Genomic DNA, 16,683 nt, shown 5'->3' on the forward strand with positions numbered 1-16,683 from the left:
TACGACACACTGAGGGCGCCACCTGGTTCAGGTGGCGCCCTCAGTGGTGTGCGGCTCCCGGACGGGTCCGTGAGTGCGCGGGTCGGCAGGCTCAGCCGGCTCAGTCGGTGAGGTACTGGTGGAGACCCGGCACGTGCAGGTCGCCGCCGAACTGGCCGGCCTGCTTGACCTTCACGTTCGTGAAGTAGATCAGCGGAATGTTCAGCGGCGGCGGGTGCTCCGCGTCGAACGTGATCGGGATCAGCCCCAGGAGGTTGCCCGAGATCGACTCCGTGTACATGGTGGTCTTCCCACCACGGATGGTGGACGTGGTGCCCTTGCCGGCCTGGACGTGGTACGTCTTGCCGCCCGGGCCGACGACCGTCTGGTGCAGGTCGCCGATGTCGGTGCCGTTCGAGATGACGTACTTCAGGACCTTCTTGATCGTGCCGTTGGGCGTGCGCACGTCCACGACGCCCTGGTAGTCCGCGCCCTTGAGGGTCAGCGAACTGGCCTCCAGGCGCCACGAGTCGTTCGGGACCTGAGCAGGGGTCTGCTCGTTGCCGCCCTCGGCATCCGTCGCGGCCGGGCAGTTGTCCGGCACACCGGTCTCGCTCGCCGACGGCGTGGGGACCACCTTGGTGGCCTTGTCCGCGGTGTCGTCGACGGCCTTTCCGGCCTTGTCCACGGTGTCCTTGACCGTGTCCCCGACCTTGTCCGTCGTGTCCTTGACGGGCTTGGTGACCTCGTCGACGGTGTCCTTGACGGTGCCGCCCACATCCGTGGACTTGGACGCCGAGGGGGTCGGCGTCGGGGTCGCCGACTCCTTCTGATCCGGCGTCAGCAGGTCCTTGAGCGCGTCGCCGACACCCAGCGGGTCGAGCGGGTTCTTGGTCTCGGAGGGCGTCGGGGTCGGCGTGGCCGTCTTGCTGCCGGCCGTGCTGTCGTCCGAGGGCGTGTCCGTGGACTTGGACGCGGAGGGCGACGGGGTGGGCTCGGCCTTGTCGCCCGAGTCCGCCTTGTCGTCCGACGTGTCCTTGCTCGCGGACGCCGAGGGCGACGGGGTGGGCGAGGCGGACTCGTCCCCCTTGTCGTCGGCCGCGTCCTTGCCGTCCTTGGACGCCTCGATCGCGTCGGCACACGCCTTGTAGTCGTCCGCCGAGAACTTGGTGGGGTTGTCCTTGGCCTGCGCGAGCGTGGGGGTCAGCCCCATGCCCATGAGCACGGCCGTGGGCATCGCCGCAATGGCTATCGCCTTGCCCGCGGGCATGTGCAGCCTGGTGAACAGCGGCTTTCTGGGGGCTGCATGCCGCGGCCCGGTTCTCTCACGGAACTCTGCCGCAGAGTTCTCGTGGCGCACCTCGTCAGCCGGCACGGTGCCTCCCGTTCGTCCCGTCGTTACCGTTCGGGCTCGTTCCTGACAGATCGTCCGACGCACCGCCGAAGGCGTCGAAGGCTGCAGTCTCGCCCTTCAGGGCATCCGCGTCGTCCGTGGCCTTCCCGCCGCTCGCCTCCTCCTTCGCGGCCCGTGCGGGCCCCCAGGAGATGCCGAGAGCGCCACCGAGCAGCGCCAGCAGGAAGCCGATGACGAAGCCACCGAAGTTGGAGACCACCAAGGAGACCAAGGCGAGCAGGATCGCCGCGACGCCCGCGAAGATGCGGGACATCGGCTGGAACCAGAGCGTCAGGCCGAGCACCACAAGCAGGACGCCGATGATCAGCGAACCGGCGCCGGCCGTAGTCGACATCCGGATGGTCATCGAGCCGAGCGTGAGGTTCGCGTACGGGAAGTACATGATCGGAATGCCGCCCAGCAGCGTCAGCAGACCACCCCAGAATGGGCGCTGACCGCGCCACCCTCGGAACGATCGGCGCGTCTGGCCGAGCCTGTCGCCCAGCCCTGCTTGCGCTTCGGCGCTCATGTCGTACAGCTCCTCGGGAATGGCGTTGTTCTGTGGTGATGGTGCGTGTCGGATACGGGCACGGGGACGTCCCGGAGCTTCCCGCTCGCCCCCGCGCCCGGCCGTTCAGCGCTGTGAGTGAGCTAGACCCTGGGGCCTAGTAGCACTCGTGTGCGCCCTTCTGCACCTGCATGTGCAGGCCGGAGAGCTTGAAGGTGCCGGCCGTGGTCGCCCACGCGCGCTGCTTGACATCTTCGAAGTGCACCGAGTCGGCCTGCTGCGAGAACGAGTCCGGGACGTACTTGTCGCCCTTGGACGGACCCGGACCCTTGGTGGTCGAGTCGATACCGACGCCGATGTCGATGTTCTTGAACGTGGCGTTGGTCGACAGGTCGTCGGCGTCGATGTAGAGCTTCTTCGCCTCGACGCGGGGGCCGCCCGCACCGCCCGCGCTGAGCTTCATCGACACTTCACCGAAGACCGGCACCGGCACGACGACCGACTGGCACAGGTTGGTGATCTTCGCCTCGTTGAGGCCGACGACGGCAACCGGGTGCGCACCCGACTTACCGCTGTCGAGCGCCCCGTACTGGACGAATCCCGTACCGTCGAGCGAGTCGGCCGTCACCTTGAACGACTGGCCCGAAACACTGAACGATGCCGCAAGCGCACCCTGCGAGAGGGCGACGCCTATCGCGGCAGTCGCCGCGACGCTCGGCACCATGACTACGGCGAACCGCTTCCATCTGGTTCCGCCACGAGCCACGGACTCCATGACTTTCCTCCTTCTCGGACGTACATCTCCGGCCCTGACAGCACCTCTTGGGGTGCTCAGCCGGGCAGGGATGGGAGAAGTGCTACGTCCTCGGGAAGGAGAGCGCCCGCATCGGGGGCGTGCAATGGCACCCGAATCACCGGCGATCACCCCCGAGCGACAACCACTGGTCGCACCTGACAGTCACGCGCAACCTGCTGGACAGGCCCTGCCGGTCAGCAGAGACCCCCCTGCCCAAGGCCGGCGGCACTGCTACCGGCCTGCTCGGTGGGGACCCTGAAACCCCGCGACCCGATTGGCTGTCGGACTGCGGGATGAGGACCGAGCGTCGCCGATCGTGGTGCATTCTCGGCGCGGGCACAAGGGGGTTCGTTACTCGCTAGTAACGGACGGATAACCGAACGGCGACCGGGTGGCATCCCCCGACAACGCAGGGTGGTGTCAAGCGAGTTGCCAAAACAGAGGAAGCAGGGGCGTAACCGGACAGAAGATGGCCCCTGACTTACTCCAAGTAACAGCGGCCGCCTTTACCAAGTTTTGGTAAAGCACGACCGCTGTGTACCGGCGGGAACAGAACTTTCACCTGGGCACCACATCGCCCGGCGTTTAGGAACTGGTCAGAAACGGCTCAGAAGAGAACCCGGGCCAGAGCTGTACGGCCCGTCACCACACGCGGATCGTCGGAGCCGACGACCTCGAAGAGTTCGAGCAGCCGCACGCGCGCGGCGTCCCGGTCCTCGCCCGCCGTGACCTTCACCGTGTCGACAAGTCGGCCGAACGCGTCCTCGACATGGCCTCCGACCAGGTCGAGGTCGGCGGCGGCGATCTGCGCCGCCACGTCGGAGGGCCGGTCCGCGGCGTCCTGACGGACCTTCTGGGGATCCAGGTCCTGCACGCACAGGAGCAACTCGGCCTGCCCCAGGCCCAGCTTGGCCTCGGTGTTGCCGGGGTCGTCGTTCAGCACGTTCTTGTACGCCTGGACGGCGCCGGCGAGGTCGCCGGCGTCAAGAGCCTGCACGGCCGCTTCCAGCAGAGCGTCGTGCGGTCCGGCCGGAGCCTCCACGACCGGTGCTGATCCCTCCGCATCGGGGTCGACCGTGATGCCGGTCAGGCCGAAGCGCTCCTCGGCGACCTGGATCAACTGGTCGAGCGTCCCGCGGATCTGCTCGGCCGGCGCGGCCCCCTGGAAGAGCGGCAGGGCCTGTCCGGCCACCACCGCGAAGACCGCCGGGATCCCCTGGACCCCGAACTGCTGCATCAGCATCTGGTTGGCGTCGACGTCGATCTTGGCGAGCACGAACCGGCCGTTGTACTCGGCCGCGAGGGCTTCGAGCAGCGGGCTCAGCTGCTTGCACGGCTCGCACCATTCCGCCCAGAAGTCGATGACGACGGGCACCTCGGCCGAACGCTGGAGGACATCGCGCTCGAAACCGGTCTCGTCGACGTCGATGACGAGGCTCGACGGGGAGACGGCCCCGCCGCCGCCCTGCCGCGCGGACTCGGCACGCGCCTGCTCCGCCTTCGCCTTGGCCTCCTGGGCCGCCTTCACCGCGGCGAGGTCGACGACTCCGCTCATGGACATGTTCCGTGGCTGCATGAGTACATCCTCCCCCTTCCGCGGTGCGTTGTGGGCCGGGACCACCCGTCGCGGCCTGCCGCCGGACTGCGGGCGCCGTCAAGGATGTGGTCGCGGACCTGGTCTGCGGCCCCAAGAGGGGCCGTTCTGCGGCCCGAAGGGCCTGTTCGGCGCCGGGTCCCCACCCGATGCCTCGTGGTTGTCGCAAGGCTCACTGAGCTTTCGCTACGACTCGTAGCGTAACTCTCGCGCGGGCCGCGTGGGGAGGGGGTCCCGGTGATCTTCGCTGTGGTCTGCCTCACGGCGCTATCCCTACCGGCCGGTATGGTCATTTTCATGCAGAGCCGCACCCCCTCGCCCCTCCCGAGAACGGGCCGCCCCCGAAGCGCCGCCGCCGACGCGGCGATCCTCGAGGCGACCCGCGCGGCGCTGGTGGACCTCGGCTGGTCCAAACTCACGATGGGCGACGTGGCGACCCGCGCGGGCGTCGCCAAGACGACGCTCTACCGGCGCTGGGCAGGCAAGAACGAGCTCGTCGTGGACGCGGTCGCGGTCCTCTTCGACGAGCTCGAACTCCCGGACAACGGCAGCCTCGCCGCCGACATCGGAGGTGTGGTCCTCCAGTTCGCGGCGCTCCTGAACCGCCCGGAGACCAAGACGGCGCTGATGGCGGTGGTCGCCGAGTCGACGCGCGACGAACCGCTGCGCGAGCGCATCCGCACCTCGATCGTGGACCGGCAGAAGCGCCTGGTCCTGGAGGGCCGCGCCCGCGCCCACGCACGGGGCGAACTCCCCCTCGAAGCCGACCCGGCCGCCGCCGCCCGCACCGCCGACCTCATCTTCGACGTGGTCGCGGGAGCCGTGGTGCACCGCACGCTGGTGAGCGCGGAGCCGGTGGACGAGGAGTGGGTCGACCGGTTCACCACGCTGCTCCTGGGCGGACTCGCCTCCGTACAGGCCTAGAAGACTCATGAAGATCTTGGGTTCTGGCCCCGCCGCGTGAGCGGCGGGGCCAGACTGTTTGTTGTGGTGATGGGGGAATGGGCCGGGGAGACGATCGGGCCGGATGTATGGGAGACCTGCCGGGATTTGATCCCGGCAGGGAGTGTGTTCGCGTTCCTGGCCGAGCATCGCAGCGCGCTGTTCGAAGCGGAGATGTTTGCGGACATGTACCCGTCGGCGAACGGGCGGCCGAGCATGCCGCCGCAGATCCTGGCCGCTTCGATCACGCTACAGGCCCTGCACGGGCTTTCGGACTTCGAGACGGTCCAGGAGCTGCGGTGCGACCTGCGGTGGAAGGCCGCCTGTGGACTGGGCCTTCATGACATGGCGTTCGATCCGTCGTTGCTGGCCTACTTCCGCCGCCGGCTGGCCCGTTCCGCCCGGCCGAACCGGGTATTCGAGGCTGTGCGTGAGGTCGTGAAGGCCACCGGTGTCCTCAAGGGCAAGCACCGCCGGGCGCTGGATTCCACTGTGCTGGACGACGCGGTGGCCACCCAGGACACCGTCACCCAGATCATCGCCGCCATCCGGGCGGTGATCCGGGAAGTCCCCGGGGCCGGCGAGGTGGCAGCCGTGCAGTGCACCGCGCACGACTACAACGACCCGGGCAAGCCGAGGATCGCCTGGAACGACGAGCAGGCCCGTGCCGACCTGGTCGACGCCCTGGTCGGTGACGCACTGCGGCTGCTGGGCCATCTGCCCGAGCAGCAGCTCGACGAGAAGGCCGCGAACGCGGTCGGCATCCTGGCCCTGGTCGCAGGTCAGGACGTGGAGCCCGCCGAGGACTCCGACGGCCGCGACGGGCGCTGGCGCATCACCCAGGGCACCGCACCAAACCGGATGGTCTCCACTGTCGACCCCGAAGCCCGGCACGTGCACAAGACCCGCACCCACCAACAGGATGGCTTCAAGGCCCACCTCGCCATGGAGCCCGAGACCGGGTTATACACCGCCGTCGCCCTGCGGCCCGGAGCCGGTCCCGAGCACCACGAGGCGATGGTCGGAATCGACCTGCTCACCGACGAGGACGAGCCCGTTGACGCCTTCGGTGACACCGCCTACTCCACCGGCGACGCCCGCCACAGCCTCGAAACTGCCGGTCACCGGCTGTTCCTCAAACCCGCACCACTGCGGCCCGCCGTCCCTGGCGGCTTCACCCTCGACGACTTCATCATCGACACCGGCGCCGCCACCGTGACCTGCCCCGCCGGACACACCGTCCCTTTATCCGCTCCCGCCGGGCAGCACCACCAGCGCAAAGCCTCGTTCAAGGACGTGTGCGCCGGATGCCCCCTTCGTGAGCGGTGCACCAAGGCCAAGGCCGGGCGGATCCTGACCATCCGTCCGCACCACGACCTGCTCGCCGCCGCTCGCCACCAGACCGCCACCGATCCCGACTGGCAGGCTGACTACCGGCGCTGGAGACCACCAGTCGAACGCGCCGTCGCCTGGCTCGTCCACCACAACAACCGCAAACTCCGCTACCGCGGCACCATCAAGAACAACGCCTGGCTCCACACCCGAGCAGCCGCCCTCAACCTCCGCCGACTGATCAACCTCGGACTCACCCGAACCAACGGAACCTGGCACCTCACCCCGGTCAATACATAGCCGGAGGGGCCGCCCGGCCTGCGGCCGGACAACCCCTCAGCAAGATCTTCATGAGTCTTCTAGGGCGTGTCGTTTGGATCAGGCCGGGCTCCGTCAGCTGTTCCAGGCGCAACTGCCCAGCGTGGCACGCTTCTTGGCGACCAGGCGGGCCGCCTCGTCCGCCGGCAGGACGCGGGTGTGCGAGCCCCGGCACACGACCGTGCGGTCCCCGTGTCCGGCGAGGTCCACGAGGATCTGGTCCCAGTGGCGGTACTGCACGTCGTGCGCGGAGTCCGCGTAGGTGCGGACCGTGACGCGGTCCGCGGGGAACTGCTGCCGCCAGGTCGCGAGGGTGGCCGGCGGGACCGTGGTGTCCTTGTCGCCTCCGTACAGATAGACGGGGGCCGTCAGCTTCGACAGGTCGGGGCCCGGCCGCTCGCAGTACAGCCTCTGCTCGTGGACCTGCGGCGCCGGATCGGCCTGCTGGCCACGCTGGTTGTAGGTGCGGGCGCCGTCCTCGTACGCCGTGTCCGCGAAGCCCGGGATGGACTTGACGGGGCTGTCGTCGGGGAACGCCCACCACTTGCGCGGGTCGGTGATGGAGTCCTTCAGCGCAGCGGCCAGCGCGTCGTCGGACATCGCGCAGTACGCGGGCTTCTCGCCGTACGGAGGCAGGGCGGCGGCCAGGTGCAGGGCGGAGACCCGGCCGGGCGCGCGGGCGGCGAGTTCGGCGGCGTAGGGACCGCCTCCGGAGATCGCGACGATCCTGAACTTCTCGACGCCGAGGCGGTCGAGCACGTCGAGGGCGTCCCGCGCGAAGTCGGCCTTGCCGAGGGCGGGATCGTACGCGGTGTCGCCGAACCCGTTGCGCTCGACGGAGATCAGCCGCAGGCCCAGGTCCGCGCGGGTGGTGCGGAAGAAGTCGGTCATGTGGACGGCCCGCGCGCTGGTCCCGGTGCCGCCTATGTAGAGGACCGGAACGCCGTCGCGCGGGCCCGAGTCGGTGTAGTGGGCCGTACGTCCGGAGGGCAGTTTCGCGGCGCGTACGTCGGGGCCGAGCGGGTCGAAGGTGTTCTGCACCTTCGGCTCGGCCGGCGGGCTCGCGCTCACCGCCCCGGATCCGCCGAGGACCATCCCGCCGAGCAGGGCGAGGGCGGCGCATCCGACGGTGGTGGTGGTGCGGTTGAGTCCGGACAGGCGCACGAGAACTCCAGGGGCAGGCGACGATCGACGTGCCCGCGCCTACCCCGGCCCGCGCCGGGTGACACCTGTCACTGTGTCCCCCGGCGCGAACTCCCGTCAGAATCCGGCGGGTTCGGTGTACACGCCCCACTCGTCGCGCAGCACCCCGCAGATCTCGCCCAGGGTGGCCTCGGCGCGTACGGCGTCGAGCATGGGCGGGATCATGTTGCCGCCGTTGCGCGCGGCCTTCAGCATCTCGTCGAGGGCGGAGCGCACGCGGGCGTCGTCCCTGGCCGCCTTGCGCGTGCCGAGCTCGCGCACCTGCTCGCGCTCGACCTCGTGGCTGACCCGCAGGATCTCCAGGTCGCCGGTGACGGACCCGTGGTGCGCGTTGACGCCGACGACCCGCTTGTCGCCCTTCTCCAGCGCCTTCTGGTACTGGAACGCGGACTCGGCGATCTCGCCGGTGAACCAGCCGTCCTCGATGCCGCGCAGGATGCCCGAGGTCATCGGCCCGATCGGGTGCTGCCCGTCCGGGTGGGCGCGCAGGCCGCGCTCCTTGATCTGCTCGAAGATCTTCTCGGCGTCGGCCTCGATCCGGTCCGTGAGCTGCTCCACGAACCACGAACCGCCCAGCGGGTCCGCGACGTTGGCGACGCCGGTCTCCTCCATGAGGACCTGCTGCGTGCGCAGCGCGATCTCGGCGGCCTGCTCGGAGGGGAGCGCCAGGGTCTCGTCGAGGGCGTTCGTGTGCAGCGAGTTGGTGCCGCCGAGCACGGCCGCGAGCGCCTCGACGGCGGTCCGCACGACGTTGTTGTACGGCTGCTGCGCGGTCAGGGAGACCCCGGCGGTCTGCGTGTGGAAGCGCAGCCACTGCGCCTTGTCGGTCTTCGCCCCGTACACGTCCCGCATCCAGCGGGCCCAGATGCGGCGGGCGGCGCGGAACTTGGCGATCTCCTCGAAGAAGTCGAGGTGCGCGTCGAAGAAGAAGGAGAGGCCGGGCGCGAAGACGTCCACGTCGAGCCCGCGCGACAGGCCGAGCTCCACATAGCCGAAGCCGTCGGCGAGCGTGTACGCCAGCTCCTGCGCGGCCGTGGAGCCGGCCTCGCGGATGTGGTACCCGGAGACCGAGAGCGGCTTGTACGCGGGGATGCCCGCCGCGCAGTGCTCCATGAGGTCGCCGATCAGGCGCAGATGCGGCTCGGGCTGGAAGAGCCACTCCTTCTGCGCGATGTACTCCTTGAAGATGTCGGTCTGGAGCGTGCCGTTGAGGACGGCCGGGTCGACGCCCTGACGCTCCGCGGCCACGAGGTACATGCAGAAGACGGGCACGGCCGGGCCCGAGATCGTCATGGACGTCGTGACGTCCCCGAGCGGGATGTCCTTGAACAGGACCTCCATGTCGGCGGCGGAGTCGATGGCGACGCCGCAGTGCCCGACCTCGCCGAGCGAGCGCGCGTCGTCGGAGTCGCGCCCCATGAGCGTCGGCATGTCGAACGCGACGCTCAGGCCTCCCCCGCCGGCGGCGAGGATCATCTTGTACCGCTCGTTCGTCTGCTCGGCGTTCCCGAACCCGGCGAACTGGCGGATCGTCCACGTACGGCCCCGGTACCCGGTCGGGTACAGGCCGCGCGTGAACGGGTACTCGCCGGGCCATCCGATCCGCTCGAAGCCCTCGTAGGTGTCCCCGGGACGTGGCCCGTAGGCCGGTTCGACCGGGTCCCCGGAGAGCGTCGAGAAGTCGGCGTCCCGCTTGCGGGCGGAGTCGTACCGGGCCTGCCAGCGACGGCGGCCCTCTTCGATGGCGTCAGCGTCCATGGTTCCCATACCTTCAAATTTACTTGGACGTCCTAGTAAATGTCGATGGCAAACCGCCCGCACATCGTGCGGGCGGTGGAGTGGCGCGGTCCGTCAGGCCTTGGCGACGGCGGGGGCGTCGTCGGCGACCTTGGAGTCCAGCTCGCGGGAGATCTTCCGTTCCACGAAGAACGCGGCGGTCGGGATCGTGCCGGCGATCAGCACCCACAGCTGCTTGCCGACCGGCCACTTCGCCTTGGAGCCCAGGTCGAAGGCGAAGACCAGGTAGATCACGTACAGCCAGCCGTGCGCGATGGCGACGACGCGCGTGACATCCGCCGCGCCGTCGATGCCGAGCACGTACTTGGCGATCATGCCGAGGCACAGCAGGACCAACAGGACGCCCGTGACAAAGGCCATCACCCGGTACCGGGTCAGCACGCTTCGTTTCATGGATACGAGCGTAACGGCCCGTTTTGCGCGATCTTCGCGCGGGTCAGGCCTCGTCGAAGTCGTGGGCGGCGACCCGCAGCGGCCGCAGCATCGCGAAGATCTCGCCGCACTCCTCGGCGTCGTACACCCCGAGCCCGAAGTCCATCGCCATCAGGTCGCGGGTGGCGGCGTCGCAGACCTCGCGGCCCTTGGGGGTGATGGAGGCGAGCGTTCCGCGCCCGTCGTTCGGGTTGGGCCGCTTGTCGACGAGCCCGGAGCGCACCAGGCGGTCGACCGTGTTCGTGACCGAGGTCGGGTGCACCATGAGCCGCTCGCCGATCTTCGACATCGGCAGCTCGCCCGCCTTGGAGAAGGTGAGCAGCACCAGCGCCTCGTAGCGCGCGAAGGTCAGTCCGTACGGCTTCACGACCGCGTCGACCTCGGCGAGGAGGATCTGGTGCGCGCGCATGATCGAGGTGATCGCGCCCATGGACGGCACGGATCCCCAGCGCTGCTTCCAGAGTTCGTCTGCACGGGCGATGGGATCGAAGGCAAGGCTGAGCGGCTTCGGCACGCCCAAGACCTTACCGGCCGGTCATATGCTGGTCAGCCCCGTCTCGCCCTTCGGTCCGGAGCCCTGCGCGAAAGCCCCGGCCCACCCGGGCCGGGGCTTCGCACGGAGCACAGGTTCCGGGACGTCACTCAGCGGCGAGGTGCCGCTCGACCGTCGCGACCTTCGACGTCATGCCGTCCGTCACACCGGGGCGGATGTCCGCCTTGAGCACGAGGGACACCCGCGGGGCCCGCGCCTCGACGGCGGCGACGGCACGCTTCACGACGTCCATCACCTCGTCCCACTCACCCTCGATGGAGGTGAACATCGCGTCGGTGCGGTTCGGGAGCCCGGACTCGCGCACGACCCGGACGGCGTCGGCCACGTACTCGCCGACGTCCTCGCCGACGCCGAGAGGGGAGACCGAGAAGGCGACGATCATGCGTTCACGACCTTCTCCTGGCGGGCGCGGGACGCGATGACCGCGGCCTCCGCCTCACGCTTCAGCTTGCGCTCGGCGAAGAAGCCGCCGGTCGGCAGGACCGAGAGGACGAAGTAGAGGGCACCGGTCTTGACGCCCCACTTCGTACGGTTCCACGCGTCGAGCCAGAAGAGCACGTAGAGGATGAACAGGACGCCGTGCACCATGCCCATGACCGGGACGGCGTCGAACTCCGTGGTCCGCTTCAGCACCGAGCAGACGAGGAGCAGCAGGAAGGAGACGGCCTCAGGAGCGGAGACCAGGCGGAGTCGGCGGAGTGCGGAGGCGGTCTTGATGTCCACGGGGCACCTTCGGCAGAAGCGGTGAGGGGCGGGCGTTCGATCTTGTGAACGTAAGCACAAGCGCTGCCCATTGTGGCATCGGGGATGTCCCGGGGTTCGCTCAGGGTTCGTTCAGGGCCGGGACCCCTGTCCCGGGGGCATCTCGCCCATTACCGTCACATCGTGGCTACGTTCCGGCTTCAAGGCAGCAGAGTGCTCGCCGTCGACATGACGGGCGACAGCGTCAAGGCGAAGAACGGCTCGATGGTCGCGTACGACGGCCGGATGGCGTTCAAGAAGATGACGGGCGGCGGCGAGGGCATCCGCGGCATGGTGACCCGCCGCCTCACCGGCGAGGAGATGACGGTGATGGAGGTGAAGGGGCAGGGCACGTGCTGGTTCGCGGACCGGGCGAGCGAGATCAGCGTCGTGAACCTGCGGGGCGACAAGCTCTTCGTCGAGTCGAGCAATCTGCTCTCCACGGACGCGGGCCTGCGCACCGGCACGTCCTTCACCGGCGTGCGCGGCGCCTCCCAGGGCAACGGCCTGTTCACGACGACCGTCGAGGGCCACGGCCAGGCGGCGATCATGAGTGAGGGCCCCGCGGTCGCGCTCCGCGTCAGCCGGGAACACCCCCTGACCGTCGACCCGGGCGCGTACATCGCACATCAGGGGAAGGTGCGGCAGTCCTTCCAGTCGGGCGTCACGTTCCGCACGTTCATGGGCGAGGGCGGCGGCGAGGCCTTCCAGATCCGCTTCGAGGGCGACGGCCTGGTCTACGTACAGCCCAGTGAGCGCAACACGATCGCGGGAGACGTGTGAGATGCCCTTCCGTGAGATCAACTCGAAGATGGTCGAGGCGACGGTCGTCCCCGGGCAGCGGATCTACAGCCAGCGCGGCGCGATGCTCGCCTACAAAGGCGACGTGACCTTCACGCCCAGCATCCAGGGCGGCCAGGGCGGCGTGATGTCCATGATCGGGCGCCGCGTGGCGAACGAGGCGACGCCGCTGATGACCGTGGACGGCAGCGGCACCGTCCTGTTCGGGCACGGCGGCCATCACGTCCAGGTGATAGCCCTCTCCGGAGACACCCTCTACGTGGAGGCGGACCGGCTGCTCGCCTTCGACGGGAGCCTTCAGCAGGGCACGATGTTCATGGGCTCGCAGGGCGGCGTCATGGGGATGGTGCGCGGCCAGGTCACCGGGCAGGGCCTGTTCACCACGACCCTCAAGGGACACGGCGCGGTCGCCGTCATGGCGCACGGCGGCGTCATCGAGCTGCCGATCACGCCGGGCCGCCCTGTCCATGTCGACCCGCAGGCGTACGTCGCGCACCACGGCGACGTGAGGAACAAGCTGTCGACGGCCCTCGGCTGGCGCGACATGGTGGGGCGCGGCTCCGGCGAGGCGTTCCAGCTGGAGCTCAGCGGCAGCGGCGCGGTGTACGTCCAGGCCTCGGAGGAGAAGCTGTGAGCACCCCGGTGATCTTCGACCCGGCCACGCTGCCGGCCGACGACAATGTGAACGCGTACACGTTCTGCGTGGAGCTCAAGGGCAGCAGCTGGTTCCTGCAGAAGGGCAAGATGATCGCCTACTACGGGCGCATCGACTTCAACGGGATCGGGCACGGCCGCCTCGACCGCCTCGTGCGGACGTCCTTCCACTCCCCGCTGCACGCGAGCGACTGGGTCGTGGCGGAGGGCTCGGGCAAGATGCTGCTCGCCGACCGGGCCTTCGACGTGAACTCGTACGACCTGGAGAACGGGAACCTGACCATCCGCTCGGGCAACCTGCTCGCTTTTCAGCCAACTCTCGCGCTGAAGCAGTCGATCGTTCCCGGCTTTCTGACACTCATTGGCACGGGCAAATTCGTGGCGGCCTCGAACGGCCCGGTGGTCTTCATGGAGCCGCCGATCCGCGTAGATCCACAGGCGCTGGTCGGCTGGGCTGACTGCCCGTCACCTTGCCATCACTACGACCACTCCTATCTGACGGGCGTGATCGGCGGTCTACGTGCGATGACGGGCATCGGAGGCGTCTCCGGGGAGGAGCACCAGTTCGAGTTCGTGGGCGCCGGGACGGTATTGCTGCAGTCCACGGAGATGTTGATGGCTGAACAGGCGACGGGCGCCGTGCCGCAGCAGGCGGGGGTGCCAGGTGGCCAGGGGGTGCCCGGACAGCAGCCGGGGGCACCGCGTCTTCCCGGACAGCTCGGCGACCTCCAGCGTCGCTTCGGACTGTGAGCGGTAATCTGCGGAGTGTGACGTCGAACGCGTGACCCCTTTGTGCCACGAAGGGGTGGGAGGCGTCACACCCCCCACTTTCGTTCGCATTTCAACTTCTTAGGTAGAATCAATATATGGAGACCGAGACGGCCACACGCTGGCTGACCGACGAGGAACAGTGCGCCTGGCGCACGCACGTAGAGGTCAACAGGATGCTGACGTATCAGCTCGAGAGGGACCTCCAGCCGTTCGGCCTGACGATGAACGACTACGACATCCTCGTGCATCTCTCCGAGACGGACGACCACCGGATGCGCATGAGCGATCTCGCGACCGCCACTTTGCAGTCCAAGAGCCGGCTCTCCCATCAGATCACCCGCATGGAGAACGCCGGACTTGTCCGCCGTGAGAACTGCGAGTCCGACCGCCGCGGCCTCTACACCGTCCTGACCGAGGACGGCATGGAGACCATGAGGAAGGTCGCCCCGCACCACGTGGCGTCCGTGCGGCGGCACTTCGTCGACCTGATCTCCCCGGAGGAGCTCGACGCCCTCCACAAGGCTCTGACCCCGATCGCCGAACACCTGCGTTCGCAGCGCGGCAAACCGTGACCATTGCGAACGGGGAACGCCGACCTTCCCCGTCCGCCGGCCTCAGGCCACCGGCACCACCGGCAGCCTGAGTTCGAAGAGCGCTCCGGCCGCGGGCGACGAGCGGACCGTCAGGGCGCCGCCGTGCCGCACGGCGACGTCCCTGGCGATGGCGAGTCCCAGACCCGCCCCGCCGTCGTCCCGGGCCCGCGCGTCGTCCAGGCGCACGAACCTCTCGAAGATCCGCTCCCGCTCCGCCTCCGGCACCCCCGCCCCGTCGTCACCGACCTCGACGACCGCCCACGGCCCCTCGGCCCGCACGGCGATGTCCACGCGGGACCGGGCGTGACGCTGCGCGTTGTCCAGCAGATTCCCGACCACCCGCGCCAACTGGCTGCGCGAGCCCGCCACTTCGACGGGTTCGAGGTGCGTCCGGACCGCGACGCGGCCCGCCGGACGCTGCGACAGCTCCTCGCCGGCCAGCGCGGCCAGATCGACCCGCGCCTCCCCCGGCCGCTCCCCCGCGTCGAGCCGGGCGAGCAGCAGAAGCCCCGCGGCGAGCTCCTGGAGCCGCACCGTGTCGGCCACCGCCCCGTCCACGTCGAGCAGTTCGGGGTGGGCGGCGCCCACTTCGAGCTGGGTGCGCAGCGACGCGATGGGGCTGCGCAGCTCGTGCGAGGCGTCGGCGACGAACCGGCGCTGGCGCTCCACGGACGTCTCCAGCGCGGCCAGCGTCGCGTTCGTGGTGCGCGCGAGGCGCGCCACCTCGTCGTGCGTGGCCGGCTCCGGCACCCGGCGCGCCAGGTCCTGCGACGCCGTGATCGCCGACATCTCGCTCCGGATGCCCTCGACGGGGCGCAGCGCCCTGCGGGTCACCAGCCAGGTGACCGCGCCGACGACGCCGAGCAGCACCGGGAAGCCGATCAGCATGACGGTCAGCGCGGTGCCGACGGCGCTCTGCTCGGCGGACATCGAGGCGCCCGCGTACACGGTGAGGTCGCCCTGCCGGGTGTTCTTCACCTCCAGCGCGGCGAACCGGTAGTCCCGGGTCTCCCCGTCGACGGTGGCCGAGCCCATGCCGCCGTCGGCGTCGTCGGCGATCTCCCCGTACGCGTACGAGTCGTCGTCCCCGCCGTTGCCCTTGCCCTTGCCCCCATGGCGGTCGGAGCCGCCGTCGTCGTCTCCTCCGGCGTCATCGCCACCGCCGTCGTCGACCGGCGGGGTCACCGGCTTGACGGCGGACGAGCCGGTCCCGCTGATCCGCTCCAGGTCCTCACTGGCGGCCAGAAGCCTGCCGTCACCGTCCACGACCTGCACCGGGGTGTCATCCCCGTCCGGGAGTTCGAGGGCGGCGGGCGCGGTGCCCGTCGCGATCGACACGGCGACCTTGCGGACGGACGACTCCGCCTCGCTCGACGCCTGATCGGTGAGGTTGGACCGCAGCGCGAGCAGCACGGACGCGCCGGCGGCGAGGAGCGCCACGGCGACGACGAGGGTCGCGCCGAGCGTGGCTCTGGCCCGTACGGAACCGAACAGCCACCGCCTCATCGCGGCGCCTCCAGGCGGTAGCCCGCGCCGCGCACCGTCCTGATCAGCTCCGCGCCCAGCTTCTTGCGCAGGGTGCTGACGTACACCTCGACGATGTTCGGGTCGCCCTCGTACGCGAAGTCCCAGACGTGCTCCAGGATCTCCGCCTTCGAGACGACCTCGCCGGCCCGCACCACCAGTTGCTCAAGGACCGCGAACTCCTTTGTGGTGAGGGGCACTTCGGTCTCGCCGTGCAGGACTCGGCGCGCGCCGGTGTCGACCCGCAGCGGGCCGAGCGTGCGGACGGACGAGCCGACGCCGGTGCCGCGCCGCCGCAGGAGCGCCTTCACACGCGCGACGAGGACGACGTACGAGAACGGCTTGGTGAGGTAGTCGTCGGCGCCCGTGTCGAGCCCTTCCGCCTCGTCGTACTCGCCGTCCTTGGCGGTGAGCATGAGGATCGGCACGTCGTGGCCGGCGGCGCGCAGGGCGGCGCAGACGCGGTAGCCGTTCATGCCCGGCAGCATGATGTCGAGGACGACCAGGTCGTACGCGCCCTCTGCCGCCCGGTGGAGACCTTCGAGGCCGTCGTGGACGACGTCGACGGCGAACCCCTCCGCTGTCAGGCCCCGGGCGAGGGACAGGGCGAGACGCTTTTCGTCTTCCACGATGAGCAGGCGCATGGGGGCCAGGGTCGCAAACGGAACCTGAAGAAGTCTTCAGGTTCCTTCAGCGGGGCTTCAGCATCGGTCGGCCACTGTGGTCCTCGTCGAAGCGCACCGGATGTCCGG

General features: G+C 69.4%; 18 protein-coding genes. 6 read left to right on the forward strand and 12 right to left on the reverse strand.

Going from position 1 to position 16,683, the window contains the following annotated elements; all coding sequences use genetic code 11:
* Nucleotides 1-100 precede the first annotated feature (100 nt).
* The 4 genes from OG456_RS11705 to OG456_RS11720 form a co-directional block, all read right to left on the reverse strand.
* Nucleotides 101-1,249, reverse strand: coding sequence for a hypothetical protein (locus OG456_RS11705; RefSeq protein ID WP_266559956.1), 1,149 nt, complete (start codon nucleotides 1,247-1,249; stop codon nucleotides 101-103).
* A gap of 94 nt (nucleotides 1,250-1,343) precedes the next feature.
* Complete coding sequence (locus tag OG456_RS11710; RefSeq protein ID WP_266559958.1) at nucleotides 1,344-1,901, reverse strand: DUF6114 domain-containing protein; 558 nt, start codon at nucleotides 1,899-1,901, stop codon at nucleotides 1,344-1,346.
* 136 nt (nucleotides 1,902-2,037) lie between these two features.
* Nucleotides 2,038-2,655: a DUF6230 family protein gene (locus OG456_RS11715; RefSeq protein ID WP_266559960.1), complete on the reverse strand. Its 618-nt coding sequence runs from the start codon at nucleotides 2,653-2,655 to the stop codon at nucleotides 2,038-2,040.
* 628 nt (nucleotides 2,656-3,283) lie between these two features.
* A complete protein-coding gene (locus OG456_RS11720) occupies nucleotides 3,284-4,252 on the reverse strand; it encodes a tetratricopeptide repeat protein (RefSeq protein ID WP_266559962.1) in 969 nt (322 codons plus the stop codon).
* Between the two features lie 315 nt (nucleotides 4,253-4,567).
* On the opposite strand from OG456_RS11720, the gene OG456_RS11725 reads away from it, so the two are divergent.
* Nucleotides 4,568-5,194: a TetR/AcrR family transcriptional regulator gene (locus tag OG456_RS11725; RefSeq protein ID WP_266559964.1), complete on the forward strand. Its 627-nt coding sequence runs from the start codon at nucleotides 4,568-4,570 to the stop codon at nucleotides 5,192-5,194.
* Nucleotides 5,195-5,263: 69 nt separating this feature from the next.
* On the forward strand, nucleotides 5,264-6,844 hold the full coding sequence (locus tag OG456_RS11730; protein WP_266559966.1) for an IS1182 family transposase: 1,581 nt from the start codon (nucleotides 5,264-5,266) through the stop codon (nucleotides 6,842-6,844).
* A 93-nt stretch (nucleotides 6,845-6,937) separates the two neighbouring features.
* Here OG456_RS11730 and OG456_RS11735 read toward each other — a convergent pair whose 3' ends face one another.
* From OG456_RS11735 to OG456_RS11760, 6 genes are all read right to left on the reverse strand, one after another.
* Nucleotides 6,938-8,026 (reverse strand): alpha/beta fold hydrolase, encoded by a 1,089-nt coding sequence (locus tag OG456_RS11735; protein WP_266559968.1) that lies wholly within the window; start codon nucleotides 8,024-8,026, stop codon nucleotides 6,938-6,940.
* Nucleotides 8,027-8,122: 96 nt separating this feature from the next.
* Entirely contained in the window at nucleotides 8,123-9,823 is a 1,701-nt protein-coding gene (locus OG456_RS11740; protein WP_266559970.1) for a methylmalonyl-CoA mutase, read from the reverse strand.
* Nucleotides 9,824-9,916: 93 nt separating this feature from the next.
* Nucleotides 9,917-10,255 (reverse strand): DUF3817 domain-containing protein, encoded by a 339-nt coding sequence (locus OG456_RS11745; RefSeq protein ID WP_266559972.1) that lies wholly within the window; start codon nucleotides 10,253-10,255, stop codon nucleotides 9,917-9,919.
* A gap of 43 nt (nucleotides 10,256-10,298) precedes the next feature.
* A complete protein-coding gene (locus OG456_RS11750; RefSeq protein WP_266559974.1) occupies nucleotides 10,299-10,808 on the reverse strand; it encodes a MarR family winged helix-turn-helix transcriptional regulator in 510 nt (169 codons plus the stop codon).
* A gap of 124 nt (nucleotides 10,809-10,932) precedes the next feature.
* The gene (locus OG456_RS11755) at nucleotides 10,933-11,229 is read right to left on the reverse strand and encodes an MTH1187 family thiamine-binding protein (RefSeq protein WP_116509796.1); all 297 of its coding nucleotides are present in this window, start codon (nucleotides 11,227-11,229) and stop codon (nucleotides 10,933-10,935) included.
* On the reverse strand, nucleotides 11,226-11,570 hold the full coding sequence (locus OG456_RS11760) for a DUF3817 domain-containing protein (RefSeq protein WP_266559977.1): 345 nt from the start codon (nucleotides 11,568-11,570) through the stop codon (nucleotides 11,226-11,228). Before OG456_RS11760 ends, OG456_RS11755 begins: the two co-directional genes overlap by 4 nt.
* Before the next feature lie 162 nt (nucleotides 11,571-11,732).
* Here OG456_RS11760 and OG456_RS11765 point away from each other — a divergent pair, with 162 nt between their 5' ends.
* From OG456_RS11765 to OG456_RS11780, 4 genes are all read left to right on the forward strand, one after another.
* Nucleotides 11,733-12,371: an AIM24 family protein gene (locus OG456_RS11765; protein ID WP_266559979.1), complete on the forward strand. Its 639-nt coding sequence runs from the start codon at nucleotides 11,733-11,735 to the stop codon at nucleotides 12,369-12,371.
* A 1-nt stretch (nucleotide 12,372) separates the two neighbouring features.
* Complete coding sequence (locus OG456_RS11770) at nucleotides 12,373-13,023, forward strand: AIM24 family protein (RefSeq protein WP_266559981.1); 651 nt, start codon at nucleotides 12,373-12,375, stop codon at nucleotides 13,021-13,023.
* Nucleotides 13,020-13,793, forward strand: coding sequence for an AIM24 family protein (locus tag OG456_RS11775; RefSeq protein WP_266559983.1), 774 nt, complete (start codon nucleotides 13,020-13,022; stop codon nucleotides 13,791-13,793). The genes OG456_RS11770 and OG456_RS11775 overlap by 4 nt, the downstream gene beginning before the upstream one ends.
* 116 nt (nucleotides 13,794-13,909) lie before the next feature.
* The gene (locus OG456_RS11780) at nucleotides 13,910-14,386 is read left to right on the forward strand and encodes a MarR family winged helix-turn-helix transcriptional regulator (RefSeq protein WP_266559985.1); all 477 of its coding nucleotides are present in this window, start codon (nucleotides 13,910-13,912) and stop codon (nucleotides 14,384-14,386) included.
* A 42-nt stretch (nucleotides 14,387-14,428) separates the two neighbouring features.
* Here OG456_RS11780 and OG456_RS11785 read toward each other — a convergent pair whose 3' ends face one another.
* Both OG456_RS11785 and OG456_RS11790 read right to left on the reverse strand, forming a co-directional pair.
* Nucleotides 14,429-15,913, reverse strand: coding sequence for a HAMP domain-containing sensor histidine kinase (locus OG456_RS11785; protein ID WP_266559987.1), 1,485 nt, complete (start codon nucleotides 15,911-15,913; stop codon nucleotides 14,429-14,431).
* Nucleotides 15,910-16,575, reverse strand: coding sequence for a response regulator transcription factor (locus OG456_RS11790; RefSeq protein ID WP_266559989.1), 666 nt, complete (start codon nucleotides 16,573-16,575; stop codon nucleotides 15,910-15,912). The genes OG456_RS11785 and OG456_RS11790 overlap by 4 nt, the downstream gene beginning before the upstream one ends.
* Between the last annotated feature and the right edge of the window lie 108 nt (nucleotides 16,576-16,683).

It is taken from the genome of Streptomyces sp. NBC_01446 (assembly GCF_026340095.1).
Lineage (GTDB): Bacteria > Actinomycetota > Actinomycetes > Streptomycetales > Streptomycetaceae > Streptomyces > Streptomyces aureus.

What these genes read in the sequence shown, in the direction of transcription:
- OG456_RS11705 (WP_266559956.1), bottom strand. Translation starts at nt 1,249, where the DNA reads ATGCCCGCGGGCAAGGCGATAGCCATTGCGGCGATGCCCACGGCCGTG.
- OG456_RS11710 (WP_266559958.1), bottom strand. Translation starts at nt 1,901, where the DNA reads ATGAGCGCCGAAGCGCAAGCAGGGCTGGGCGACAGGCTCGGCCAGACG.
- OG456_RS11715 (WP_266559960.1), bottom strand. Translation starts at nt 2,655, where the DNA reads ATGGAGTCCGTGGCTCGTGGCGGAACCAGATGGAAGCGGTTCGCCGTA.
- OG456_RS11720 (WP_266559962.1), bottom strand. Translation starts at nt 4,252, where the DNA reads ATGCAGCCACGGAACATGTCCATGAGCGGAGTCGTCGACCTCGCCGCG.
- OG456_RS11725 (WP_266559964.1), top strand. Translation starts at nt 4,568, where the DNA reads ATGCAGAGCCGCACCCCCTCGCCCCTCCCGAGAACGGGCCGCCCCCGA.
- OG456_RS11730 (WP_266559966.1), top strand. Translation starts at nt 5,264, where the DNA reads ATGGGGGAATGGGCCGGGGAGACGATCGGGCCGGATGTATGGGAGACC.
- OG456_RS11740 (WP_266559970.1), bottom strand. Translation starts at nt 9,823, where the DNA reads ATGGACGCTGACGCCATCGAAGAGGGCCGCCGTCGCTGGCAGGCCCGG.
- OG456_RS11745 (WP_266559972.1), bottom strand. Translation starts at nt 10,255, where the DNA reads ATGAAACGAAGCGTGCTGACCCGGTACCGGGTGATGGCCTTTGTCACG.
- OG456_RS11755 (WP_116509796.1), bottom strand. Translation starts at nt 11,229, where the DNA reads ATGATCGTCGCCTTCTCGGTCTCCCCTCTCGGCGTCGGCGAGGACGTC.
- OG456_RS11770 (WP_266559981.1), top strand. Translation starts at nt 12,373, where the DNA reads ATGCCCTTCCGTGAGATCAACTCGAAGATGGTCGAGGCGACGGTCGTC.
- OG456_RS11780 (WP_266559985.1), top strand. Translation starts at nt 13,910, where the DNA reads ATGGAGACCGAGACGGCCACACGCTGGCTGACCGACGAGGAACAGTGC.
- OG456_RS11785 (WP_266559987.1), bottom strand. Translation starts at nt 15,913, where the DNA reads ATGAGGCGGTGGCTGTTCGGTTCCGTACGGGCCAGAGCCACGCTCGGC.
- OG456_RS11790 (WP_266559989.1), bottom strand. Translation starts at nt 16,575, where the DNA reads ATGCGCCTGCTCATCGTGGAAGACGAAAAGCGTCTCGCCCTGTCCCTC.